Origin of the sequence: Symmachiella macrocystis, assembly GCF_007860075.1 — a bacterium.
GTDB lineage: Bacteria > Planctomycetota > Planctomycetia > Planctomycetales > Planctomycetaceae > Symmachiella > Symmachiella macrocystis.
Genome location: NZ_SJPP01000001.1, coordinates 141,454 through 167,733, shown reverse-complemented (window position 1 = coordinate 167,733; position 26,280 = coordinate 141,454). Strand labels below are relative to the sequence as shown.

Annotated in this window: 14 protein-coding genes and 1 tRNA gene; 8 read left to right on the top strand and 7 right to left on the bottom strand. The window is 55.5% G+C overall.

Features of this window, described 5'->3' with window-relative positions:
- Positions 1-651: 651 nt before the first annotated feature.
- The 4 genes from CA54_RS00640 to CA54_RS00625 all read left to right on the top strand — a co-directional run bounded on the left by CA54_RS00640 (position 652) and on the right by CA54_RS00625 (position 3,847).
- A tRNA-Leu gene (locus tag CA54_RS00640) sits at positions 652-733 on the top strand.
- A 75-nt stretch (positions 734-808) separates the two neighbouring features.
- Positions 809-1,900: a hypothetical protein gene (locus CA54_RS00635; protein WP_146368952.1), complete on the top strand. Its 1,092-nt coding sequence runs from the start codon at positions 809-811 to the stop codon at positions 1,898-1,900.
- 209 nt (positions 1,901-2,109) lie between these two features.
- Positions 2,110-2,553 (top strand): putative signal transducing protein, encoded by a 444-nt coding sequence (locus tag CA54_RS00630; protein ID WP_146368951.1) that lies wholly within the window; start codon positions 2,110-2,112, stop codon positions 2,551-2,553.
- Positions 2,554-2,803: 250 nt separating this feature from the next.
- Positions 2,804-3,847 carry a hypothetical protein gene (locus CA54_RS00625; protein WP_146368950.1) on the top strand — a complete coding sequence of 348 codons (1,044 nt, stop codon included), beginning with the start codon at positions 2,804-2,806 and terminating at the stop codon, positions 3,845-3,847.
- Positions 3,848-3,868: 21 nt separating this feature from the next.
- On the opposite strand, the gene CA54_RS00620 is transcribed toward CA54_RS00625, so the two are convergent.
- The 6 genes from CA54_RS00620 to mazG form a co-directional block, all read right to left on the bottom strand.
- Positions 3,869-5,590, bottom strand: a complete 1,722-nt coding sequence (locus CA54_RS00620) for a glycerol-3-phosphate dehydrogenase/oxidase (RefSeq protein ID WP_146368949.1) — start codon at positions 5,588-5,590, stop codon at positions 3,869-3,871.
- A 177-nt stretch (positions 5,591-5,767) separates the two neighbouring features.
- Positions 5,768-7,618 carry a hypothetical protein gene (locus CA54_RS00615; RefSeq protein ID WP_146368948.1) on the bottom strand — a complete coding sequence of 617 codons (1,851 nt, stop codon included), beginning with the start codon at positions 7,616-7,618 and terminating at the stop codon, positions 5,768-5,770.
- 178 nt (positions 7,619-7,796) lie between these two features.
- The gene (locus CA54_RS00610) at positions 7,797-12,248 is read right to left on the bottom strand and encodes a tetratricopeptide repeat protein (protein ID WP_146368947.1); all 4,452 of its coding nucleotides are present in this window, start codon (positions 12,246-12,248) and stop codon (positions 7,797-7,799) included.
- Between the two features lie 422 nt (positions 12,249-12,670).
- Positions 12,671-13,180, bottom strand: coding sequence for a hypothetical protein (locus CA54_RS00605; protein WP_146368946.1), 510 nt, complete (start codon positions 13,178-13,180; stop codon positions 12,671-12,673).
- A gap of 69 nt (positions 13,181-13,249) precedes the next feature.
- Positions 13,250-14,449, bottom strand: a complete 1,200-nt coding sequence (locus tag CA54_RS00600; RefSeq protein WP_146368945.1) for a methyltransferase domain-containing protein — start codon at positions 14,447-14,449, stop codon at positions 13,250-13,252.
- Between the two features lie 132 nt (positions 14,450-14,581).
- The gene (gene mazG / locus CA54_RS00595; RefSeq protein WP_146368944.1) at positions 14,582-15,496 is read right to left on the bottom strand and encodes a nucleoside triphosphate pyrophosphohydrolase; all 915 of its coding nucleotides are present in this window, start codon (positions 15,494-15,496) and stop codon (positions 14,582-14,584) included.
- Between the two features lie 196 nt (positions 15,497-15,692).
- Here mazG and CA54_RS00590 point away from each other — a divergent pair, with 196 nt between their 5' ends.
- The 4 genes from CA54_RS00590 to CA54_RS00575 all read left to right on the top strand — a co-directional run bounded on the left by CA54_RS00590 (position 15,693) and on the right by CA54_RS00575 (position 21,483).
- Positions 15,693-16,598, top strand: coding sequence for a formylglycine-generating enzyme family protein (locus CA54_RS00590; RefSeq protein WP_231962922.1), 906 nt, complete (start codon positions 15,693-15,695; stop codon positions 16,596-16,598).
- Between the two features lie 328 nt (positions 16,599-16,926).
- A complete protein-coding gene (locus tag CA54_RS00585) occupies positions 16,927-18,714 on the top strand; it encodes a S1 RNA-binding domain-containing protein (protein WP_197532098.1) in 1,788 nt (595 codons plus the stop codon).
- A gap of 187 nt (positions 18,715-18,901) precedes the next feature.
- Complete coding sequence (pepT, locus tag CA54_RS00580; RefSeq protein WP_146368942.1) at positions 18,902-20,137, top strand: peptidase T; 1,236 nt, start codon at positions 18,902-18,904, stop codon at positions 20,135-20,137.
- 665 nt (positions 20,138-20,802) lie between these two features.
- Positions 20,803-21,483: a methyltransferase domain-containing protein gene (locus CA54_RS00575; protein ID WP_197532097.1), complete on the top strand. Its 681-nt coding sequence runs from the start codon at positions 20,803-20,805 to the stop codon at positions 21,481-21,483.
- 398 nt (positions 21,484-21,881) lie between these two features.
- Here the strand turns inward: CA54_RS00575 and CA54_RS00570 are convergent, their stop codons facing one another.
- On the bottom strand, positions 21,882-26,132 hold the full coding sequence (locus CA54_RS00570; RefSeq protein WP_197532096.1) for an outer membrane protein assembly factor BamB family protein: 4,251 nt from the start codon (positions 26,130-26,132) through the stop codon (positions 21,882-21,884).
- Positions 26,133-26,280 lie beyond the last annotated feature (148 nt).

Below are 26,280 nucleotides of genomic sequence, written 5' to 3'. Positions count from 1 at the left end.
ACGAACTGAGGGCGGAGTCTATCTCAGATGGGTGAAATCGGTCAATATGATCGTGTTGGCCGAACAAAATGCGCTAGCGAGCGACAGTTTGAACATTTCACGGAGTAGAAATGCAAACAGCCGGGAGTACTTTTGCGGTGGGGCAGGGACCACAAAAATCCAACATCCGGCTGTTCACGAGTTGGATTCTAGTCACATCAATTTCAAGGGGCAACCTTTTTGAGCACTCTTAAGAGATGAAGTGATGGATGCGTGTGGCGATGATCGGTCTGTAGTGCTCTCTCATGGTCAGAACGACTACAACGAAGTTTGAGGCTCCTCTTTTGGAAAGAGTCATCGAAATCTGACGCATCTGTTTAACTGTGAATAAGTTGTGAAGACTGCAAGTCTGGATTGATAATTTCCTTCATGAGCTGGTGTGACTTAGTCATCGCTCCGTGTGCGCCGAGTGCAGGGTTTCTAGGTAGTATTTCCCCTACCTGGGCAAAAAGTCTTCCAGTGGCACCAAATTCGTCATGTCGAGTCATTTTTTCTTGGGGTATACCCTATTTTCATAGACAGTCGGCGGATTGTGGAAAATTCGTGGAGAGCGAATGTTGCCAAATGGTTCGCCAAGGCGTATATACCAACGACTGAGAAGAGGTTCGCACCGGGGCTGTGGCGGAACTGGCAGACGCGCTGGATTTAGGATCCAGTTCCTTCGGGAGTGCAGGTTCGATTCCTGTCAGCCCCAATTTTTCTTCGCATAGAAGGACTTACGTCGAATTCGGCGTGAGTCCTATTTTTGTTTGCGTCCGGGAAAATGACTATGAGCGATCTTTCTACGCGTGCACAGGAATGGAATGCGCTGATCTCTACGGCTGTGGAGACACCGGATGCTGTGCTGGCGAATTTTAGGATCACGCGATTGCATTATTTGCTGTCGACTGTGCTGCGGGAGGTGGTGGGAGCGGAGGCGGGGGCCAATTTTCATAGCTGGGCGGTGTGGGGTTCGCGCAAAGCGGGGGTGACGATTCGGCAGGATGACAAGGATCAGGCGTCTCGTGATGCGACCGTTGTTGCTGGAATCGTTGGTGGACTGGTTGGCGTGGGAGTCGGTTGGGCGTTTGCCGCTTACGCGGGTTGGCTGTGGTGGGTGTCATTTGTGTTTTGGCTCGTGGTCGGGATCCTCGTGGGCGGTTACTGTGGGTTTCTGCTGGCGGGTTATACGCGCAAGGCTGCTTCGCGTTTGATTCTTGAAGGCAATTGCATTGTGCTGGACGATATCGGCCGGGAGACGGCGCGGTATTTGGAATACGCTCATCAGCACAGTTCGCGCGATGCCGGTCGAGCTGCGGCTTGGCAGGAATTCCTCGCGACATTCCGTGACGGCCCGACGGAGCGCGGTGGGCAGGATTTGTTGCGTCGCACGTTTGAACAATATGAGACTGCGCGGCTGACCAATGATTATCAAGTGGCGCATGAGTGCAATTATTTCGCGAATTGTCTGGCGGTGTTGCATGAAAATATTCGGTTGCAACCTTACATCAGCCGTTCGTTGCCGTATTTGATTCGTAAATGCGTGACGCAGCGGTTAATGACCTATAGCGTTGGTGAGCAGTTGTTAGCGGTGCATGAGGATGTGCCGTCGTTGGATGGGGCAGTTTTCCCGGAAACGTTGATGACAATTAACAGCTCCGAATTGCGCGCATTCCTAGACGGTCCCGAGGGTTGGGATACGGGGCGTGGGACGCTGAAGATTACGCGGACCAATGATTGGACAAAAATTCGCGAGCGGATGGGCTACATCGTGAATCTATTTCGCACGCGGCACTTGGATCCAAACGTCGTGGCTTCGCCGTATGTTACGGAGCAGTTGGCGGCGATTACTGTGGGAGAATTGCCAGCGCGGCCTTGGTGAGCTGCAAGCAAACGAATTTGCGTTATCCAGTGCTTTGGTTTCGGCAGGCCAGCAGGAGCGATCGCATCCATTTCAGGAGTGTCTCCGAGATGTGAAATTGAGGATCAAGGTTTGACTCGCCGCTGTGGTGAGAGGTAGATTTATAAGAATCTGTTGCTGAGTTCGCGAACCAGTCACGTGTTCGATCTTTCTTGGGGAATACTTAGATAATGGCACTCAACGATCCAGTTGCCGTTTACAATGCAGCGAAGAATACTGAAGCGCAGAACGTTTGTTTTGCCCTCGAGCAATCGGGGATCGAGGCCCACATCATTGAGGACGTGTCGCCGGGTGGGATGTGGGCGTTTGGGACGCTGCCGGAGATCCACAAGCCGCAGGTCTTTGTGGAGAAGACCGATGTGGAGCGCGCGGTGCCGATCATTGAGGAGTTTGAGCAGACCCAATGCAAACGTCGCGGGGAGGGGAGCGACGACGCTGCGGTGAGTGAGACCGTTGAGGCAGAGTGCGAGGGCTGCGGCCGGCGCACGGAGTTTCCCGCTGCAAAAATCGGAACGGTCGAAACGTGTCCGCATTGCGGTGAGTACCTCGACGTGGGGGGCGACGACGACGATGAGTTTGATTGGTCGGAAGAGGAAGCAGCCACGGACGAATGAGCCGTCGCCGGATTTGATGCTTCGTGCAGCGTCGAATCTTTGGATCAAGATTTGACTCACTGTTTCGCAGTCGGGTAGCTTATGAGAACATTTCACTGTGTTTGCAGTGGCAGACCAAAATACGCGCCGCAAGTGCTCACGCGTGCGCGAGAAATTTGGTGTCATTACGGGCGATGAAATTGATGGCGAGGTTGGTAAGCACGATTCCTTTCCCGTCGATCCCTTCCACACGATAGAGACGAGCGCGAGCATGACGATTCAAGTCAGTTGTAACAATTGCGGGAAAACCTATAACGTTTCGGACAACATCGCCGGACGGCAGATTCGTTGTAAGGAATGCGAAACGATCATTTACGTCCCTGCAGAGGAACCGATTGAAGCGGTCGAAGTTTGGGATGATGAAGACGAATTCAGCGAACAGGCAGCGCTGCCTCCGAGACGTCGCCGCTCGAGCGGGCCTGCGTATGAGGACCACCCGCCGCAGCAGGGATTGAGCGGCACGCAAATCGTGCTGTTGGTGGTGGGCGCCGGTTTTCTGATGTTGCTGCTGGCCTGCGGGGGCGTGGCCTATATGGTGATCGAAAGAGCGCAGGAAGTCATCGCGGAGGTTCAAGAGGGAATCGAGGAAATGGAAGCAGAGGCCCGTGCAGCGCGGGAACAACGCGCTGCAGAAATGGCCGAAGCTGTGTTGGCTCCCTTGGATCTGGCTGCGGTGGGATTGCCGCTGGTCATCGACATGCCCGAAGGGACGACGGTGGAAGCGGTCGAAAACTCCGATTCAGAAGACGATTCAGATGACGATGACGAAGATGGAACGGATTCGATGACGGTCTACTTCCATTACGGAAATTTGATTCAATGGCAAATGAGCAAGAATTCGGAATATGAAACAGTTGAGGATCTGAAGAAATATGTGATAGAGACCTACGGAATACTCCCCAAGAACATCGAGGTTGTGGACGACCAAGCCGTCATTTACAAGTACGAAATATACGCCCCATTCGATGACGACGCTCTCTATAATTTCATGGCCCTCAAGACAGTCGGCGAGGATCGTCTGCTTTTTCAAGAAACGGTTGGTGAACTCTATACACGGCAGGAGGTCGAATACTTCGCGAATTGCATCAAGACGCTCCGGCCCCAAGGCCAGTCCGTTGTAGAGTCACCGTCCGATGAAGCACCGGTGAAAGAGACCACACCGGAAGAGGCACCTGAAGAGACACCAGCAACTGAGACAACGGCGACAGAGACTCCAGACGAAGAGGCGTCGGTCGAAGTGGGCACGGAACAGTAACGTGGGGAGCAGGCGAACAGTTCAGCCCGCAGCTGCAACGGTGATGCCGTAGAATTCGGCCAATCGCGCGGTGGTGGTTTCGATGGCAGCGTCGACGGCGTCCGCGTTGAGTTTGCCGCTTTCGACGAGCAAGGTTGCCAGTTGTTCGAGTGCCGGTCGGCAGAGGGATGGCTGGAACATTAGCAGGATGCGGCGCTCGACGAGGTCGCCGAGTGTGGATGTCCATTCGTGGGCGATGATCCAACGGATGACCGGCAGCGGCAGGTGGGTTCCCGGTAAGTTCTCGCCCGGCAAGCCGGGGCAAGCTTTGAGGACTTCTTCGGTTTGAGTGCCGAATAGCCGCCAGACCGCTGTGGTCTGCTCAGGGGATAAGCCGGAACTCTTGGCGAGGCGAGCGATTTCGACTTGCAGCGCTGCGGCATCGGCGGGGTAATTTTTGCCGCCGGGGACGTAGCGGTCGCGGGTGTTGGCGATGCGGGGGTGATTGATTAAGCCGAGCACGCGGTCGGTGGTTTGTTCTCCGAGTGCGCGGCAGGTTGTTAGTTTTCCGCCGATGAGCGTGAGCACCGGCAGTTCGCCGAGTTGCTGTTCTTCAATCCAATGTCGGCGGGTGACGGCGCCAGGGGACTTGGCGGAGGATTTGGGCAAAGGGCGAATTCCGCTGTAATGCAACGAGACGTCTGTGCGGTTTAAATCGACGTGCGGAAACAAATCGTTGACGGCGCCGATGAGGTAGTTGATTTCGTCGTCGGTGGCGTTTGCCGTTTCGGGAGGAGCATCGAACGGTTCGTCCGTTGTGCCGACCAGCACAGCGTCGTCGAAGGGGAGCACAAAGACCAACCGGTTGTCGGGGGCTTCGGCGTACACCCCTTGTTCGTGCAACGCGGCTTTGAGTCGGGGATTGTAGGTGAGGATATGGCTGCCTTTGGTGCCGGCGAACAGTTGCGGCGTATTGGCGCCCAATTGCTTGAGCGTTGCGTCGCCACCGGCGCCGGTGGCGTTGATGATGAGCGACGGTTGAATGGCGGGCGTGATCGGTTGGCCGTTCTCAAGGCTGACAATGTCAACGTGATCGAGACCGATTTCAGCGCGGTGGTAGGTGTGGATGTCGAAGCGCAGTTGTTTCTCCGCAGCGACTTGCCGAGCGTCCTCGAACAGCGCCAGGATCCAGCGTTCGGTGTTGACGATTTGCCCGTCGCTGTAGGCGCACAGCCAGGGGAACTTTTTGGCATCCACCCGTGGCAAACCTACTTGGCCGGTATTGTGCACACTGTATTTCGGCATGGTGCGATCGCGGGCGTAGATTTGATACATTTTCAAACCGGCGCGGACCAGCCACATCCCGCGGGTCTTGTGGTTGGCGGCTGTGCCTTGATGCCGTTTGCTCCAGGAATCGGCCCAGCTTTCGAGTTTGAGAAAGCGGAGCATCGTGGGGAGCACGCCGGAGAGCCGGTTGTTGACGGGGATGCACAGTCGCAACGGTCGAACGAATTGCGGAGCTTGGCGGAGCAACCGAGTCCGTTCTTCGAGGGACTCCCGCACGAGGTGGAACTCTCCATATTCCAAATAGCGCAGCCCGCCGTGAATCAGCCGGGAAGATTTGGAGCTGGCACCGTAAGCAATATCGGCGGTGTCGACGACAACGACCGAAACACCGTTGAGAACCAATTCTCGCGCGCAGGCAGCGCCGTTGATGCCGGCTCCGAGGATCAACACAAGCGGGGCTTGGGGGCGGTCCATCATGGGTGCTTACTGTGTTTGAGGCGGATGTGTCACTTCGTCCCTAGGTGACCGGAATTGTAGCCTGAGTGGCGGGTGATTGGGAGCGAACATCCTTTTTGGGAAGATAAACGCGGCCGGTCCATTGCAATGAGGAGGACGAGGCTGGCGGCGTTAGATCCGCGATGCGCTGGCCGCAGCTTACTCGGTGATGTCGGCGGGGGCGCTGAGTGTTTCCAGCCATTGTTCCAGGTGCCGACGTAGGCCGATGCGGTCGTCTTCGACGGATTGCCATTCTTGCTGCAGTTCGGCGCGCTGGAGGTCCAATTGCTGCGCTTCATCGGCGATCAGCAGAGCCTGTTCGGTGGCTTTGCGCTGTTCCCGCTCCAACTCGTCTCGTTCGGCTTGCACGGATTCGCGTTCGGCGGCGAGTTCTTGCAGTTTCGGTTCGAAATCGGCACGGGCTTGTTGTAGTTCTTCGCGTTCACCTTCAAGTGCTGCTTGTTTGTCGGCCAGCGCATCGAGGTCGCTATCGATTTGGGCGCGAATCTTCTCGAGGGCTTCGGTTTCCTCGCGTAATTCTTGTTGGCTATTTTCAAAGGCTTCACGCTGGTCGGCGAGGGACTTCTGTTCCTCTTCGAGTTGGTGGCGAGCCTCTTGCAGTTCTTTGCGTTGGGGGTCGAGATCCGACTGGATGCGGTCCAACTCTCCCCGTTCTTCGTCGAGCTGTTGCCGGTCAGTCTGTACTTGATAGCGATCTGCCTCAAGTTTGCTCCATAGCGACTCCAGTTCCGTGCGGTTGGCTTCTAAGGATTCGCGTTGTTCGCACAGTTCCTGTTGTTGTTGGGTGAGTTCTTCGTGTTGGCGAGCGAATTCTGCTTGTCGGGTTTGCAGCTCCGCTGCTGCGGCAGCGGTTTGTTCTTTGCGCTGGCCGACTTCGTGACGGGTTTGTTCGAGTTCTTCCCGCGCAGCCGCAGTCTCTTGGCGGCATTGTTCAGCGGCGGCGGACTCTAGTTCAACTTTTTGTTGTTCCTGTTTGAGCGTTTCCCACTTGGCATCCAGCTCACTGCGTTCGGCGTCAAAACCATCGGCCCGCGCTTGGAGGTCGTGGCTTTGTTGTTCGAATTGTTCGCGCTGCGACTCGAATTCAGCCGTGCGGTTTTTCAGGACCACTTGCTCGTTGCTGAAGGAATCTTGGGCGGTTTGGAGTTCCTGGCGGGCGGTTTCCAGTTCGGTGCGCTGTTCGGAGAGTTGCCGCCACTGTTCTTGTTGTTCAGCGTGAGCTGCTTCCAGACCCCGCTCTTCGTTTCGCAGGAGGCTGAGTTCTGATTCGAGACGTTTGACGTCAGCCCGTAACCGGTCAAGTTCATGAGTCGATTGCGCGGGCTGTGGAGTCTCGTCGGCCTTTTTTTGAGTCTGCTGTTGTCCGACTGCCGTGGGTTTTGGAGTGGGCCGAACGGGGCTGGCTGCTTCTACGGCGGGTTTCTCGTGCCAACTGCGATACAGCGGTCCGAGAACGCCTTTGGTCGTCGGATCAATGGGATCTCCCAGGTCGGGAAACCGGCCCAGTTGCATGCGTTTGAGCATTTGCCAGTCAAAGCCGGCGGCTTGAATAACAGCCTTATCCACAGCGACGGCAGCATCAACGGTGGTGATTGCGGCGATGACGACAGCTTTGGCGATCTCAGCTTTGTTTTGGCGAGTCTTGATCAATTCTAGGGCTGCTGAGGTGGTGTTGGCCGCGGCATAGGCGGCATTGGCAGCGTATGCGGCGTCGTCCCCAACATTGGGCGATTCCGTAGCGGCTATAACGGCAGCGATAGCGGATTCTTCTGCGCGTTTGACCCGTTTTTGATCAATGGTGATACCCGAAGCAAAATCGATCGCAACCAAGAGCGCATCCTGCACGGCGGAGACGCATTTGGGGCTGTCGGGGTTGTCATCACCGAGTTGGTACAAGGGAGCGACGCGTTGTGCGCAGCGGACTATGTAGGCAACGATAGCGCGAAGTGGGAGTTGTCGTAACTCTTGGGCGGTGGGAAGTCCAGCCATCGTGCGATCGTCGACTTTCGAGTCTGGATTTGATCGAGGGTGAGGTTCTTATCCTACAAACCTAGCTTACGGATCATCCTCATGTCTCAGATCCCGCCCGGGTCGTATAATTGAGGGACCGGTTACGCGGGCTGTAGTGAGCGTAACAGCGGCGGATCGCTACGGGTTCCGTGCGCGACTAATTCAGCTTGCTGCTTAGTTCCTGGAAACGGCTATGTTCCAAGGGATGCAGTTGTGCTGCGGAGAACCCGGTCGCTCGTGCCTTTCGAAATGCGGTCTTGGCGGCGAATTGATCTCCAGCCAGTTCGCGGGCCTGTGCCATGTGGTAATACTTGGCCGGCGAGGCGTCTTCTTCGAGGGCAAGCTTGAGGTCGTCGATCGCCAGTTTGGCATTTCCCATGGCTAGATGAATCATGGCCCGCGAATCGAGCAACATGGCATTGGGGCCGGAAAGATAGATGGCGCGGTTGATCAATTCCAAGGCTTCGTCCAAATCGCGTTGATTGAGGGCCAACAAGACGGCAAGCTCATTGAGCAGATTGACGGAATTTGGCGAAGAGACAAGAGCCTGCCGATACCAACGGATTGCTGTATCGTAGTCTTGTTGTAAGTGGGCCAAATTCGCTGCTTGGAATAAAAGTTGCGGCGAGGGGGTGGATTTTTCGATCTCAGCTTCTAGGCGTTTGCGAAAATTCGAAATCCACTTGTCGGAATCGGGTACTTTTTTCAGCAGGCCCAAACTCGCTTCAGCGATTTGTTCGGGGGGAGCGAGGGTCCAGGAGTCGTTGAGTAATTCCAGGGCTTGTTCGTATTCGCCGCGAAGTTTTAGCAACCTGACAAGCAGCAGTGTTTGAGCGGGATTGTCTTGCATGGTTTCGCGCAGGTAGTTTTCGGATTTATCCGAAAACCGTTCGACGTCCACGGTTCGACCGGTCCGATCCATGAATTCCGCAAAACCAAGGTAGATGAGGGCGATCTGCGACTTGGTTGCGATCGGGGTTTGATCATCGACCGGTTGCATAGCGGAATCCAGCAAGGCAATGGCTTCGTCGTTCTTGCGCAGCGCTGTTAAATACCGTGCTTTGAGTTCAAGTGTTTGTAGTTTATCTGCTTTTTTTGCGGCGAGTTTGTCGATCAATTTGCCGACCTCGTCGAGTTCGCTGCGATTCATCAATGTGCGGATGCCGAAGGCGAGATCCGAGGGAGGGCAGGCGGGATCATTCATCAATTGCAGAAGAATGGTCTTGGCTTGCGGCCATTCGCCGAGCGTGAGCAACAATTTGGCCAGCACCATGCGGTCTGGGGGGAGGAGTCGTCCTTCCTCGTTGAGTTGCCGGTAAATGTGTAAGGCTTGGCGGCGGTTTTTGCGACTGCTTTGTCGTGCCAATAATAAGGCTTTGAGTCGTAGGTCCGACGTGGTCTGGATTTCCTGAGCAAGGTTTTTCTCGACCAGTCGTAACGCGGATTGTGTTTTTGGATACTCGCCATTGGCTGCTAATGCTAATGCCAATGCGCGTCGCGCGGTTGCTTTTTCGGCGGTGGTTGCCTTGGTTTCGTCGGAGAGGACGTGGCGAAGGTGCGGTTCGGCCTCTTGCGGTTTACGGATGCGATTGAAAAACTCGGCGGTGGAAATACGCAAGTCGGCGTTGTTTGGATCGAGTGCGACGGCGGCCCGATAGTATTTCTCTGCAGCCTCGATATCGTCGATGGCTTCGTAGATGTTAGCCAGTTGCAGGGGCTGTTTGTCGCTGGGAAACTGCTGAAGCGCTTGTTGAATGTTTTTTTCAATTTCAGTAGTGCGGTGTTCAGCTTTGAGAAACTTGAGCAATGCCACCCAGGTTTCGACATGATCCCGCCCAAGATTCCAAGCGGTCTTCAGTGAAATCTCGGCTTCTTTAGTTTTTTCTGCGGCGATCAACAAACTGGCCAACCACAGCTGTTCTTGATAGTTCGTGGAGTCGGGCGAAATGCTTTGCATTGCCACATATATCGCTTGGTCATAATCGCCGGCGAACGCCAAGGCTTCGGTCGCCATGAATTGCAGTTCGTTGTTGAGGGGCCGGCGGGAATTTTTGCGATATTGATCAATAACTGCTGAGGCTTCGGGGAAATTTGATTCGGCATTGAGTCGGCGGACGAGTTCACGAATCACGCGAGGATCGGTTGAACCTTTGGCAATAGCCTCGCGATATAGATCGGTCGCCTCGACTTGGTTTCCCTCTATCGCTTCCCAATCCGCAAGACTTGCCAGAACTTTGTCGGTCAAGATAAATCGGTTGCGAAGGTCGTCGAGGATTTCTTTGGCTTGATCGAGACGTTGTCGATCACCGCGACGCGCTTTGGCGATCAAAAGTTGCGCGCGCGCTAAGCGGACGTGGTCGCCGTTTTTACCTTCAATGGCGGCCATTTTGGCAAGGGTTCCGTCGTCGCCTTGGATGCGATCCAATTTCAATGCTTTGAGCGCGAGTTGGAATTGGACCAAGTAGGCTTGGAAATTCGCCGGTTCCAGTTGGGAAAATTCTTCCCAGGTGGCGAGGGCTTCGTCGATGTCGCCCAATTGCTCGTATGCGGTCGCTGTCAATTGAAGTATGGCAGTCCGCGGCGTTGAATCATCGTGGTGCTTGGCAAGTTTTTCCAGGAACTGCCTGGCTTTATTTTTGTCGATCATCGACAGGGTCGAAAGTTGGGCCTGAACGATGCTGAGGTGCCAGCCGAATTTCAGTTCAGCCTCATTCAGTTGTTGCAGCGCTTTTTCAGGCGAACCTGTCTGGGCCTCCAGGTCGGCCAAAGCGACCCAAGGGGCAATCCGGTCGGGGTATCTCTGTTGCGCCTGCTCCAGAAATTGTCTGGCTGCTTTACGGTTCCCGATATACTGTTCGACCTGAGCACGAAGAATCAGCACATCGACGAGGTCTTCGCCTTGGCTGGCGGCGATATCCAGTTGCTGTTGGGCTGGGGCCCAATCACGCTGTTTGGGGGGTAGTTGCAGGTTTTTTTCAATTGCGATGCGCGCCAACAGCAGGGGAACGCCGGTCGAGGAGAAGGCTTCTTTCAGAATGCTTTCCGCTTCTTTGACGCGTCCCAAACGTGCAAGGGCGCCGGCCAAGCCAATTCTGGCTTCAGCGGATCCGGAATCGGCATTCACAGCTTGTTGGTAGGCGATAAGTTCTTGTTTGATATGTCCCAGTTTGCCTTCGCAACGCGCTCGCAAAATTTCGATTCCGCCAGGAAACATGCGTTGCAAGGTGCGATTGGTGGCGATTTTATCACAGGCATCGATTGCGGCTTGCCATTCTCCTTTTGCTTCGAGAATACGAGCCTGCAGAAAACTTTTGAGTGGGCCGGGAAGGTCCTGTTCATCGATGTCGTCCAACAGGACCTGAGCGTCTTGCAATCGGCGTTGACTGATGAGAATGTTTGCCAGTGACCACCGAAACTGAACGTTGTCTTTGGAATCGTTGATCGCGTCGGTCAATCTTCGAATTGCCGCTTCGGACTGCCCGGAGACTAAATCCAAATTTGCCAACGCTTCGATGAGGATGGCACGTTGTCGCTCGATTTCATCAGCTGAGTTTTTATCCGTTTCAGGAACGTCACCGACCTGCTGGAGGGCATTCTCCAAATTTTCACGAACGTCCTGAACTTCGAAGCTGTGGATCTGTCCGCGGGACTTGGATTCCGAAGAAATCATCGCTGCGACCAGGAGCAAAATATCCGAGTCATCGGGCGCTTTTTCGTAGGCGGTGCGGCCGTCGCGAATCGCAGCTTGGAGATTGCCCGCATCGAGGTAGAATTTCGCCCGGGCTGCATAAGCCTCGGCCATATCCGGACGGTTCTGCACCAGTTTTTTAAGAACGTCTTCCGCCTCGGCGCGTTCGCCTTGTCGGGACAACAATGTCGCCAGTCGTTCGCGGGCTTCGACATGTCCCGGGTCAATACGAATGGCGTAGCGATAGGCGAGAATCGCGCCATTGGGGTCGGTTAAAATTTCGAAACATACAGCACGCAACAAATACAACTCCAATAGGTCCTGCTGAACTTCGTCAAAAGTTTCGTCGTCTGGACCGATTTCCCGCAGGTTATCTATCAGCACGTCCAAGTCGTATGCGGCTTGGGTCAGGTTTTGTTCTGTGTAAGGGGGGGCACCAATCAGCAGGTCGACCCGTTTGCGCCGTAGATCGTCACGGCCGGGAACTTTGGCGAGCACCGCACTGAGTTGGGCATAGGCATTTTGTTTTCCCGCTGGAGTATCAGCGGATTCCAACAGCAGCAATGTCATCCGTATCCGGGTATCGATATCATCAGGTTTAAAACGAAGATATCCCGCCAGATTCGAGGCTGCCTTGACTAGGTTTCCCTCAGCCTCGTTTTGGTCGGCGCGTTCTAACAATGCGGAACCCATCCGCTGCATCTGAAACGCATGCACTCCCATGATGAGCAATGGGGAGACGACGAGTAGAGCCGCTAGAGTGATCAGCAGCCTATAATTGAGCCGGACTACAAAATTTTGCGCCGGTTGCATGCGGTCCGTTTCACCCTCAGGGCGAATGACCTCGCAGGCGTCGTCCCCTTGGCTCGGCACCATCACGCCGTCAGGGGTTTGAATTGGGAATTGTCCACGCTTCCGCATAAGTCAACGATCGTTGTGTATCTGACGTTGTTGTTGCTGTAGGCGAAACATCGGCCTGAAAACAACTGACTGAGAAAAACGTCGCTCGCCTAACTGACCGGCAAGCGACATCAATTCCGTCGGTGATCCCTAGGTCAAGGAGACCTGACGGAATTCGCTTAAACGGAACGCCAATTCCGCACAGGTATTCCTGTACACTCTATATACGACCAATCGGCTTTGGATCGTGGGGTTTCGTCGGAATTGCGGTGTTTTGGCGAACAAAACGTTCCATCAGGAGTATCAAACGGAGTATAGGCGAAGTCAATAACAATGCGTTCAATCGGCGGCAATCCGAGATTCGTTTCAACCAATTTTTCTGACAGCGCAATCCTGGGGTGCTGTTGCCAATCGGAAACATGATGCCTTTTGGCAACGTGCCGCTAGTCTGAGGTGGGGAGCAGATCTCCCAGTTCCGCAGCCAGACGGCAGATCAAATCCCACTCGGCGTGCCCCGGGGTCAAATCCTTGGCTGTGGAAACCGCTAAAACCCCGTTGATTGAGCCGTTGGCCGATGTGGGGGCTGCCAATGAACGTCGTGCTGCGAAACGGGCCAACCAGGTTGCCGAGGTCTCTAGGATTGTTGTCTGAGAATCGAGATCCGCCAATGCGGGAGTGGCGGTCTGTACTGCTTTGACGATGCCCAGTCCTGTTTCGTCCAGCGGCACACGTTTAGTCGCAGCGGCAAAGGCGTCGTGTGTTTCCGCCGGCATGTCGTCGGCTGTGCAGAATCCGATTTGCAGGAGCGCATCGCCTTGCCGTTGCCAAAGTCCAACGGCTCTGCCGGATGTGGCATTCAAAATGGCCCGCAGGGCATCGAGCGGAGGGGTACCCGCGGCCAAGTCTTTTTGAAACGCGGAAAGAATGGGGTCCAAATCAGATGATTGTTCCATGGCGAGCAGTCATTTCTTAAACGTAGAAGGTCCGGCGATTGTGTACCGTGGGAAGTGTTGACGACAAGCTCAACAACATCCGGTAGGCCCGCAGCAGTCTCCGTCTTGCAGCTGAGGCAAACTGCCAAGAGCATTGTCGGGGGCATTTTTTGTGTCGCTGGGGGCGCGGAGTTCATTCTTACTACAGTTAAATACGGCGGCCTCGTCGAGGGGGATTTCGACCTGCGGTTCGATGGCCGTACACTGATCTGCGTAGGGAGACTGATTGTAGATGTTGAAGGTCTTGTCGCAAACGGCCATCCGTTTTCCGCGATGGAGCGTATTGCCGTCGTCGTCGACGACCATCTTCCAGGGACCATGATAGACAACCGCTTGTTGGCGATCGAGGCAGGGGCCCGCTTTGCCTTGGAAGGCGCGCACGGTGAGGCTGCGAAATTCAATGCCTTCAATCACGCGCCAAGGCGCTTGTTGGCGTTCGATGATCTCGATGCCGTAAAAGCCGGCTTGTTCGAAAGCTTCTAGAAATTCGTCTTCGCGAAACGCGCCGCTGAGGCAGCCGCTCCACAATTCGGGGTCTTGTTTGAGGTGCTCCGGGACCGTTTCGTCGCTAACGATATCACTAATCACCGCCCGTCCACCCCGGCGGAGCACGCGATGGATCTCGGCGAATAGCTGATGCCGGTCCTCATTGCGGACGAGATTGAGCACGCAATTGGAAACGACGACGTCGATGGAATCGTCATCGATCAAAGGAGCCGTTTCGCGGAGGTGCTGCGCTTGTTCTTGCGCTTCGAGCCAGTCGCTGCTGCTGTTGACCTGATGCGATTTGAGGTGGTCATCGAGCAGGTAGAGGTTCAACTGCAGGTCTTGAATGCGGCCTTTGCGAAATTCGACGTTGTGGTATCCCAGGGTATCGCCAATCGGTTTGCGGTGGCGTCGCGCCAAATCGAGCATGGTGTCGTTGCAGTCGACGCCGATCACCCGGCCGGTGGGGCCGACGACTTGGGAGGCGATGTAACAGATCTTGCCGCCGCCCGAGCCGAGGTCCAACACCGTCTCCCCGGCCTGCAGATGCCGCGAGGGGTCGCCGCATCCGTAATCGCGATCGATGATTTCCTGCGGAATGATTTTTAGGTAGTCCGCATTGTAATCGACCGCGCAACACAGTTGCGGTTCGGCGGCCTCAGCGGCGGCTCCGTAGCGGGCGCGGACGGCTGCTTCGACATTTAGCGGGGCAGCGTTGGGGTAATCGGGTATGGCTTGTGACATGGTTGGATGTCTCCTGTGCTGACGGCTGGGGGTCACGATTGGGGCGTGTTGAATTAGGTAGCCGATCACGGCCGGCGATTCAGTGCGTCAGTTCACATTGGAAGGGCGTGGTCGAGGGAGGATTAGGGAGTATTAATGGTTTTCTTTGGCTTTGCCTTGCTGGTAGAGTGCTTCCATTTCGTCGAGGGTTGCGTCGCGAATGTCGCGGCCGACTTTTGTCAATTGATCTTCGATGTAACGAAACCGTGCGGTGAATTTCGCATTGCTTTTTCGCAGCGCTTGTTCGGGGTCAATCTTCCACCGCCGCGCAATGTTAGCGACCACGAACAACAAGTCACCCAGCTCGTTTTCAATCCGCGATTGCTGAGCTGCATCGCCGATCGGTTCGTCTGTTTCGACTTGTCCAGCGACCGAAGCGGGTACGTCGGGCACAACGCCACCGGGAAAAAGTTCATCCGCCAATTCGCCAATCTCTTCGCGGAGTTTGTCGAATAGCATCTCCCGCCGGGGCCAATCGAACCCGACCTTGGCGGCCTTGCTGGAGAGTTTTTTGGTATGGGCCAATGCGGGTAAGGCCGGGGGGATTCCCGACAACGCTGATGGCCGCTGTTTTTCTTTACCTTTCACATGATCCCAGTGCCGGCGTACGTCCTCGGGGGTTTCGGCGTGTGCATCGCTGAAGACGTGCGGGTGCCGTCGAATCAGTTTTTCCGTAATCCGCTCAATCACGGGAATCAAATCAAAGCGACGTTCGTCGGCGGCTATTTGCGCGTCGAGGACGACTTGCAACAAAACGTCTCCCAATTCCTCGATAATCAATTCATCATCGCCCGAATCAATAGCTTCGAGCAGTTCGTAAGTCTCCTCAAGGGTGTAGGGCTTGATCGATTCGAGAGTTTGTTGGCGATCCCACGGGCAGCCGGAAGGGCTGCGCAAACGGGCAACGACATCCACCAGTTGGACAAAGACCTCACTGACTTGTTGCGCATCGGGGGGAATGCCCATTGTTGTCGGCGGATCGGCGGGTGTTTTCTCAGTGTGCGACATATTGGAAACGGAATAGGCAGAGCGAAGAGGCAATGATTACTGTGGTGAGGAGACTTTGGTCATTTCTATGTAGTGGCGGTGGCGTTGTAAAGTTCGACACGAATGCCTTTGGCAAATGGCGACCGCGGCGATATGATGCGGTTGGGTTTGTTGAGAAGAATGCCGAGTAAATTATCGCACCAGCAGAGGAGTTATCGTGAAAAAGGTTGGCCGAACAGTGTTATCACGCGGGGTGTTGGTCCCGGTCATTCTCACCTGTGCGGCAGTGAGCACCGTGACTGCTTGGGGGTGGGCGGATGAGGCTGCTCAAATCGAGAAAAAAGAAATGGCCTTGCTAGAAACCTTCAACAAAGAATTCGTGCATATCACTCCGGGCAAAGGAAAGTTTCCTGAATCGTTTTCGATGGGCAGCGAGACGGGTGAGGATACGGAACGTCCGGTGCGGAAGGTGACGCTCAAGTACGATTTCTGGATGGCAAAATATGAAGTACCGCAAGATCTGTACGAAGCCGTCATGGGGAAAAACCCCAGTCGATGGAAAGGTCCGCGGAATTCTGTAGAAATGATGGACATTCGACAGGCTGTTGAATTCTGTCGCCGGGCGACGAAAAAGATGCGTGCTGCCCAATTGCTGAAACCGGACGAAGAGATCCGGCTTCCCAGTGAAGCGGAGTGGGAATATTGCTGCCGTGCGGGGTCAACGACCGCCTATAGCTATGGCGAGAGTGCCAAGGGTGACGGAGACGTCGGCAAAGAGGCTTCGGTGTTAAGTGCGTATGCTTGGCACACGGGGAATGCGGCGGGCAACGACCCCCCAGTCGGCGCGCTGAAGCCGAATGCGTGGGGGCTGTACGACATGCATGGTTACCTGTGGGAATTCGTCAGTGACAGTTGGAGCGATGATTATTCGGCTGCGCCGACAGACGGAAAAAGCCATGCCCCGCAGCGCGCATTGGGCAAAGACGGACAGGTTGTGATGCGTGGTGGGTCCTGGAAAGATCGCTATGAAGAACTCCGGAGCAGCGTTCGAAAGAAGGGTCCGAACGGTTTGAAAGACGATGCTGTTGGGTTTCGCTGCGTGAAAGATCGCGTCAAACCTTAATTTCCTCTCCAAATCGATATTGTGAATATTCCAAATTTGTGGCCATTTTGACGTTACTTTCCATCGCAAGTTGTTTACGCTTGCCTCTTAACGGTGATGTGCGTACGCGCAACAGCGACGTGCAGAAGTTCAGGCGAGGGGGAGTGGCTCCTTCGGTTGAGCGACAGACCACCGCGAGCCGCTCGTACAGATTCCCAAACAACTCCGGTTTTTTGGTGGCCTGGCAGTGGTTATCGATCAACGACATGATTTCGCTACGTAGAGTCCGGTTGCCCGAGAAATGCAAAGTCATTTCGCCGGCATCCACAAAGTTCATCAGGATGTAGTTATGAATTCGGAACAGTCCACTTCAAGTCACAATCCCAATACTAATCAGACGCCCGTGGATGAGCCCGCCGAAGCTGGCGTCGATCAAAAGCCCGCTGACAGCGAAGAGTCATCGCTCCCTACGGCGTCGCCCGAGGCGGGACGGACTGAACCGGAAACCCCGGCTGTGGCCGCCAGCTCTCCCGAGGAGACGAAGCCCGCTGCCGAAGCAACCGATGCTGTTGCCAGTTCACCGGAGCCGCCAGCAGAAGCTGCAGCACCCGAAACGGAAACGCCAGCTACTGAAGCACCGGTCGCAGCATCAACCCCTGATGCGGCGAGTGCGGAACCAGCAGCGCGGCCGCGTGTGAAACTGAACCCGACTGTCGATCCGGCTATGTCTGTGGCGATTCCCAGTCCGTCGCTTGCCGATTCCCGACCGACTAAGCCATCCACCGAGACAGAACCGACCGGTGAAGAAGCGGCTGCAGTCGCTGAAGCACAGGCTGTCCAGTCGACACCTCCTCCGCCCGCGACGCCCTCAGCCGATCCGGTGGCGCTCCCCCCGGCGAACGTCGACTTAGAAGCGGACGTCGAAGCGGAACTTGCCGCTGCCTTAGCTGGCGAAAAACCGACCGAGACGCCGAAGGTTGTGGCGGCTGAAGGTGGGGAAACGACGGAACCGGTCACTGAAGAAGACCTCGAGCCGGGCACAAAACTCAAAGGCCGCGTGCAGTCGATCCAAAAGGACAGCATTCTGCTCGACGTCGGTTTTCGTTCGTCAGCCATGATTCAGCTGCGGCAGTTCGAAGGGCGCAAGCAACCGCAGCTGGGGCAGGAACTAGAAATTGTCATTGATCGTTTCGACGCCGCTGACGGTTTATTGTTAGCCAGTCTGCCGCGGATGGCTCGTTCCGCTGGCAATTGGGATGAAGTCTCGGTCGGACAGATCGTAGACTGTTTGGTCAAAAAATCGAATAAAGGCGGACTGGAAGTCACCGTCAGCAACTTGCGGGGATTCATGCCGGCCAGCCAAGTTGACTTGGGTTTTGTGGAGAGTTTGGACGAATACGTCGGCCAAAAGCTGACCGTGAAGATTATTGAAGTCAAACCCGAGAAACGAAACCTGGTGGTCAGCCGCCGCGCCTACCAGCAGTCCGAGCGGGAAGAAGTTGCTCAAGACTTGTGGAAAACGTTGGAAGCAGGTCAAACGCATTCCGGCACGATCAAGACCGTCAAGGATTATGGGGCGTTCGTCGACATCGGCGGGATTGACGGCTTGTTGCACGTGGCTGAGATGAGTTGGACGCGGGTCAATCATCCGCGCGACATTCTCAAAGTCGGGCAACAACTCGACGTGCAGTTGATTTCGGTCGACGCCGAGAAAAAGAAAATCAGCCTGAGCCTTAAGCAGTTGAAGAAAAACCCCTGGGATGACTGCGTGCAGCGGTATCCCGTGGAGTCGATTGTTCAGGGCAAGGTGACCAACATCACCAATTTTGGCGCTTTCATCGAAATTGAAGAGGGCGTCGAAGGGTTGATTCACATCAGCGAAATCGACTATCGCCGCATCAACAAAGTGTCGGACGTCTTGAAAGAAGGGCAGGAAGTGGAGGCCAAGGTTGTTTCCATTGATGGGGAACGCAAACGGATTGGCCTGTCGATGAAAGCCCTCAAGGCCAAACCGGAGACGGCGAAAAAGCCCAAGGATGAAGACCTCTCACCCAGCGGCGGAGAAGCGTACCAACGCAAACGCAAAGGTCCGCTCAAAGGGGGCACAGGCGGCAGCAGCGGACCGCTGTTTGGTTGATCGTATTAGCGGTGTTACGATGGTTTCGTAGACCGCTGGTGGCGGATTCCGGCAACCCCTGTTCTTGGTGTTGCGATCTAATTAATCCTTGATCCATGTTTCATCCGTGTTCCCTCTGTGGCTAAAATACCCGCCACGGCATTCATGATGGTCCACTTGATTCGACAGGCTAAAGGAGACACGCCCCGTGACCACGCTACTCGACCGGTTTTTGCGCTATGTACGGATTGATACGCAAGCCGATGAAACCAGCGACACTTCACCTAGCACGAGCAAACAACTGACATTATCGCGGCTACTGGCCGAGGAATGTGAGGCGATCGGGCTAGCGGATGTCTCCTGCGACAAGTTCGGCAACGTGATGGCCACGATTCCCGCGACGGTGGATCACGACGCCCCGGTGATCGTCTGGGTGGCACATGTCGACACGTCGCCCGAATTCACAGCCGAGAACGTCAAGCCGATCGTGCATGAGAATTACTCCGGCGGCGACATCGTATTGCCGGGCGATTCGACGCAAGTGATTCGCGTGGATGACAATCCCGTTTTGCGGGAGTTGATCGGTTCGACGATTATCACCACCGACGGAACAACGTTGTTGGGGGCGGATGACAAAGCTGGGGTGGCGGTGATCATGACCGCGGCGGCGTGGCTGATTTGCGATAATACCTTGCCGCGTGGGCCGGTGCGGGTTTGTTTTACCTGCGACGAAGAGATCGGGCGGGGGACGGAGAACCTGGATCTGAAAAAACTGGGCGGCGTCTGCGGTTATACGCTCGACGGTGAAGGGCGGGGAATGATCGACAACGAGACCTTCTCGGCCGATCAAGCGGTGATCACCGTGACGGGCGTGAACACGCATCCATCAAAGGGCAAAGGGGTGATGGTCAATGCGATTCGGATTTTAAGCCGCTATATCGCCGCAATGCCGACCGATTGGCTGAGTCCGGAAACGACTGACGACCGCAATGGGTTTTTGCATCCGTATGTCTTCGAAGGGGGCGTAGCGCAGTCGACGGCACGGATTATTCTACGGGATTTCGATACGGCGAAATTGGCGGAGTATGCGGAACTGTTGGAGGAAATTGCCGAGCCGCTTCGGGAAGAATTTCCAGAGGCCAAGATCGACGTGGCGATTTCGCAGCAGTATCGCAATATGGCCGACGGTTTGAAAACCGAGCCGCGGGCGGTCGCCAAAGCGGTCGAAGCGATGCAAGCGGTGGGGATCGATCCGCTACTGAGCATCATTCGCGGCGGGACAGACGGCTCGCTTTTAACAGAACAAGGCCTGCCAACACCGAACCTTTCCACCGGCCAACACAACCCACACTCGCCACGAGAATGGGCGAGTCTGGATGAGATGCAAACGGCAGCGGATGTGTTGATTAAGCTGGCTGAAGCGTGGAGCACGGAGCGGGTTTGAGCTTAACGCAGCGGAGCCGTAATCTAATCTGACCGTTCATTGCTTAGCCACAGATTGAACACGGATAAAACACAGATTTTCCGTCGGGACTCTCTAACATCCCAAACCGACGGCTTGCCGTCGCATTGTGCGTTCCGTGCCAGACGACGCGCCGGTGTATTGGCAGCGGTGTATATCGCTCGAGCGCTCTCTGCTAACTCAAGTCTCTTTTAAAAACGATCTTCCCGCCACGTAGCGGTCATTCCTGAACCGGTTGATCCTGGTTCCTTTTCTTTGCGGCCTTGGCGAGTTTGCGTGAGGCTTTTTTTCTGCGTTTTTGGGAATATCCGAGATCGATGAGGCCGGTGACAGTCCTCCTCGACTGATGTCGATCATGATATTTGCTGGGTGACTCAGTCGGGCAGGCATTGTATTTGACCCAACCGTGTTAGACTGGGGAAGACGGGATGCTTGTGTTCTGATTGCTCTTGACGGATTTCGCGGATTGTCTTAAATCCACGCGGCGATTTGGGATGGGCTCTCCCCTTTTAGGATTTCAGGAGTGTATACCGGTGAATGCAGTTGCAAAAGAAGTGTGGACGAGAATGCCGGTTTTCGTGAGAAGATTCCTGCACGCGACCAAAACCGATCTGCTCGCCAGACGCTCGCAAAATCAACAAGTCGGTATGGAGAAAGATAGGAACTGGCAGAAGTATTTCTCCGACCAACTTTCCGGCAGGGGGTTGGAGATCGGGGCTCTGCACCAACCGATGCTGACCCATGACCGGATGCAGGTCGACTATATCGATCGTTTGACCACAGCGGACTTGCGGCTACAGTACCCCGAACTCAACAATTTGCCGTTGGTTGAACCGAACCTCATTGGTGATGGGGAAACGTTGGCGAACGTGGAGAATGACAGCTACGATTTTCTGGTTGCATCGCATGTCATCGAACACATGAAAAACCCGCTGGGCTCATTGGCGCAATGGTGCCGCGTGGTCAAGCCAGGAGGGAGAGTCTATCTCGCAGTTCCGGATAAGCGGGCGACCTTTGATGTGAAACGTGAGCGGACCTCGCTTGCGCATCTGATCTTGGATTACCAGCGTCCCTCAGCTGAGCGTGACTATGAACACTACCTCGATTATGCAAATCTGGTGAACCATACCAGCGGCGACGAAGCGATTGTAGAGGCCGACCGACTTTGGGAAATCGACTATAGCATTCATTTTCACGTCTTCATTCCTGAGGACGTCACGGAACTCGTGAATTGGTTTTCCGCTCACGTCTCGCCGGTCAAAATTCTGAAAGGGCCGGTCAGGAATTCGGGCAGCCATGAATTCCACTTCTTGCTGCAAGTGGATTGAATTTGGGGCTGTGCTGCACAACGAAAAAAGCCTCACGCAAAGCCGCAAAACTCGCAAAGCGGTTTGCAATGTCGATTTGATTGGGATGGGTTGTTGTCGATCACGTCGACGCACGACGCAACAGCTTCGGCCGATACCGCCTATCTTATCCCCACCGCGAGAAGCCCCGTGAACGAGGCTCCGTAGTGCACTGTCACGGGCCGATAGACCCGCCGTGAACGACGGGCCTATTACCGCTGCGCGGCCAACGCCGGTAAACCGGCGTCATGCAGATCCCGGCCATCCCGGCCTCCGGACCGGTGCTTGCCAGACTGTCGGTCTTCATCAAAGAACAAACCTGCGTAGAAATCGTCTAGCGCGACTGCGAACGGTCGGTTTGGGTGACCCACCCGGGGTAATTAATCCTCAGCGATTACCTCGACGCCGGATAGGACGGCCTTGTTCGGGCCGGTGGTCCCTAAACCGATGGTGAGGGTTTCTTCGATGGGGATGCCGTGGAACTCACGTATCACCGCACGTTGGGGGCCCTCAGCGGCGGCGGTGATGTCGAAGTCTTTAAGCACGGTTGTGTCTTGTAATGTGACATCGAACTGCCGTTGGCCTGGTTGCAAAGAGGAATTAGGCTCGGTGAAGAAGAGCCGTACCGTGTAGGGCCGGATTGCGACTTCCGCCTTCTTGGGAGCACTGTCCCCTATGTCTAATACCAACTGCGGGGCTCCCTCTTTGTCGCGGTCGCGGGCCTTGGCGACGTGGCTGCCCGAGCCTTCGATGAGAAATGCAACGGCGTTGCCCGGTTTCCAATCGGGACCGTCGACGATTTCCTGCAGCAGGGCTGTCAAATCGGCGGTGCGTTGATCGAGGCCGGTGTCTCCCTCTTTGAGCCACGGTTTGGGTTTCCAATTGACTTCGGCCTTCGTCCGCTTGCGGGAGGAGAGGTTGTCTACTTCCTTTGTAAATTCCGCGGCGTTGGCTGTGGCTTCGGCGGTGATGGTCATATCCGCTTCGGCGCTGGAAGGCTCATCGACTTTGAACTGAATGTAGGCGGACTTAATTTTGGTGCCGCGAGGGATCGGGACGTCCTGAAAACGAATCCCGACCGTTTGGCTGCTGCTATCTTCGACCAATTCCAAGTCACTGCTTCCCAGCGAGACGTCGCCGTTCGAAGCTTCTTCCGCATCGTCGCTGTCCTGTTTGACGGGAACATGCAGGCCAGCTTGATCATTCTGTTTTGGTGTGAGGTGAATCACGATGTCCTGGGCGCCGGTGACTCCCGAAGCGGCGACCCATGGTTGTTCACCGTCGATTCGCGATGCGTGGTGCCGAAAGTAATCGATGTCTCCGTTGACGCTGACATCGATATTTGGGGAGGGGCCGCCCACACTGGGGAACTCCATCCACAGCGTGCCGTTATCCGCGCGACGATCGCCCGGCGCGCCGAAATTAATGCCGACCTGTTTGACACGGTTGCCATCATAGGCGAAGTCGTTGTGCGTCCAGATTTCTAGTCCCGGCATGTGCACCATGGCCAGCGATGTTTGGTTTTGGAAGGAACAACGGCAGGTGCGGGTGTAATCGGGGGCGTTGAGCAAACCACCGGCGGCGATCAAGTTGGACGTACAGCCCGATTTGAATCCACCGAAGTGTCCCGTCCCGCCATCGCCGGTGAGATCAAAAAACGCAGCGGCCGACGAACGGAACGTAATTAGATTCTCGCTGGCGATGGGGTAGTTGCACCCTTTGGTCGAAACGAATGTCCATTCCGCTTTTTGACCGGTGATTGGATCGGTGCGATACCTGACATCGCCGGTGAGTAGGCTGTACATTTTTCCGCCGGCAATGATGTCATCGCCATGCAGAATGGGCGGAGTGGAATATTTCAGCGGCTTGTCCCAGACGACCTCACCGGATTTCGCCTTATAAGCGATCATTCTCGATCCATCTTCGGTACGAACCGTATCATTCGAGGGGCGGGTCGATTGCAACATGAGACCGTGCTCTTGGGAGCAGCTCAGCCAAGTGCCGAAGACATTTTCATTGGTTTGCCAAAGCGGTTCGCCCGTTTGCAGGTCGTAGGCGGTCAATTTGTAGGTTTCGGGCTTGGCTTGTCCCCGGCGCCGGAGTTTCTCTTCCAAGTTGGGCGGCAATTTGTCCAAGCAGTACAAAACACCGTCCATGGCTGTGATGGCGTTGTGTAGAAATCCGTGTTGGGCCTTGGCTCGCCAGCGGATTTTTCCGGTTTGCCGATCCATGACCACCAGAGCGGCGCTGGCCGATTTGTCGTAATCGGTGAAACGCCACTTGCTACGACGTTTGTCGCTTTCATCGTGCGGCATGTTGAGCTTTTTAGAGAAGTCGGCAAATCCGGCTCCGGCGATGAGTGCATCTCCGGCGACTCCCAAATACCCCCAACTTTCCGGCGACTCGCCCTCAGCATTTTTGGGGAGCGGAATGGAGGTCACAGTCGATCCATCGCGGGCATCCAATACACGGATGAACTTCCCTTCGATGATGTAGACCTTATCCTCGGTGGCGATAAAGTTTGTGCCCCGCGCATTGGAGCCGGGAATGTGGACTTGATTGTATTCGGTGCTCAGCGGTGTGTTTTTGTAGGTCTGGTCGAAAAACGTACCGTAGGTTCCGAGGTTTTTAAGCAGCGTTTTCCAGATCACGCGGCCGGTGTAGACGTCACGGGCGCTTAAGCTGTCCATGCCTTGGATGTATAGCCGTCCACCGATGATTTGTTCCGGGGGACCGTGTCCGTGACGGGGGAGGACGTCCATGTTGGAACTACCGCCGAACCACAAAATCCCCAAAGGCAGTTTGACGAGCTTGTCGTCGGATTTGATCGTGTTGCGGATATTGCCGTATTGGTGTGTCCAGTCGCCCGCACCGGGGAGTGCACCTTTTCGGGTGACGATGCTGATGTCTCCCATCCGTCCATGGAGTACGCCTTCTAGTCCGGCCTGCTCGATCAATTTTTTGTTCGCATCGAATTCACCCACGAACAATGCTCGGCCCCCGTAGGGACGCAGGGTCTCAAAAACCGTCTTCAGCGTCTCCGGATCGTCAACATGAATACCGAAGGTGAACGACGAGAAATAAGGGGGCAGATCGAAGCTGTCGACCTCGCCGACGTGCAAGGCGATACGGCTACCGTACAGTCCGGCATCATCCAATCGTCGTCGTAGTTTTTCGACAATTTCCGCATCGGGGCTGACACCGATAATGTTAAAGTCTGTCTGCCGCGCGAGTGCTTCGAGTGCATCGTTATCTTGCACACCGTACATGACGGCATACCCATTGCGATCGTCGGTGGCATGCAGGGTCTCTTCGACGAATTTTTCGGTTTGCTCGTCCAGTTCGTTCTTAGTGGGCTTATCAGTAATCACCACCGGCTGGGCGACTTCGTCGGCGCCGAATGCCATGAGCTTGCCGTCGAGCGTCACTGCGAATAGACGGTCGTCGGCGGCGATTAATCGTTTGACATCGCCCTCGACCGGAATGCGGCCGACGATTTTTTGAGGCTCGCCGTTTTGGGGGAGTTGAATAATGGTGATGCCATTTTTGCCGGCGGCGTACAGCCGATCACCGGCGCGGATCATGTCGTTGTTTGCATCCGCTTCGAGTTCCCAGGCGGCATTGCCGGGAGCATCGAGCGGGCGTTTGATGATGGAGTCGCCGCAATAATAATAGCCATCGTCGGAAACAACGGGCTGTTTGCCTTTGCTGCGTCCCAGGGAGTTCCCGGTTTTGATGTCGAAGCGGGAGTATTCGTCATCGCGTTCGTGACCAAAAAAGATATCGTCGTTGGCAAATGCCCAAGACCCTCCCGACTTGCCGTACTTGGCAAGATGGAAGTATTCAAAACGGCCGGTCTCTCGGTCGAACACAGCGGGGATCGAGCGCCCGCCGGGGATGATCAACTTGTCCTTGGTGGCTACCAAGCAGCCTTGGGGAGCGACGCCGGCGAACGCGGGATAGTTGTGTGGTTGTTGTAGGTAGTCCGCGCCGGTGCCGTCATTGACCCATTGGATCTGGCCGGTTTCGGCATCGAGGGCGTAGATGAATGTTCCCATGAAGGGCCAAATGCTGGCGGCGAAATAGACCGACCCATCGCGGAGTACCGGTGCGCCGCGTGCGGGCCACGTGGAGATCAATCGTTCATTGCCCAGGATGCGGCGATCGGAGGGGCCGCCGCGGAATTTCCAGATTTCTTCGCCGGTCTCGGCACTTACGCAATACAAAAATCCATCGTCACTGACAAAATAGACTTTGCCATCTTCCGCTGCTGGAGGAAATCGCACCGGGCCGTCGACATAGACTCGCCATTTTTCCTCGCCGGTTTTGGTGTCGAGCGCGACGACTTTGTCGCTGTCGTTGAAGCCGATATAGAGTGTGTCGCCCAGAATGATTGGTTCAAACACACGATCGTATTTCATGAGGTCTTGGTTGAGCGGATCATCCCACACTGTAATGCGAGGCGAGTACTCTCGGGCCCATTGCAACTGCAGGTCGGTGGGCAGTTCGTGTGGCGACGAGGCGGTGCGGCCGGCGTCGTAACGAAACATCGGCCAATCGCCGGCGGTTAGGTTCGTGGGCGCGGCCATGAACAAGGTCGCGACGAGTGTCAGGTTGGCGAGGATTGGCATGCGGCTGTTCATGTCGATGTAGCTTTCTCTCGTGCGCGAGCGACGCCGGGGAGTGGGACAATTTTGCTAATGACTCTAATTATCGCTTCTGTTGCGCGAAGCTGCAACAGGCAGATCCAGAGATTTTCCTGCATGAGCAAAATCGGTC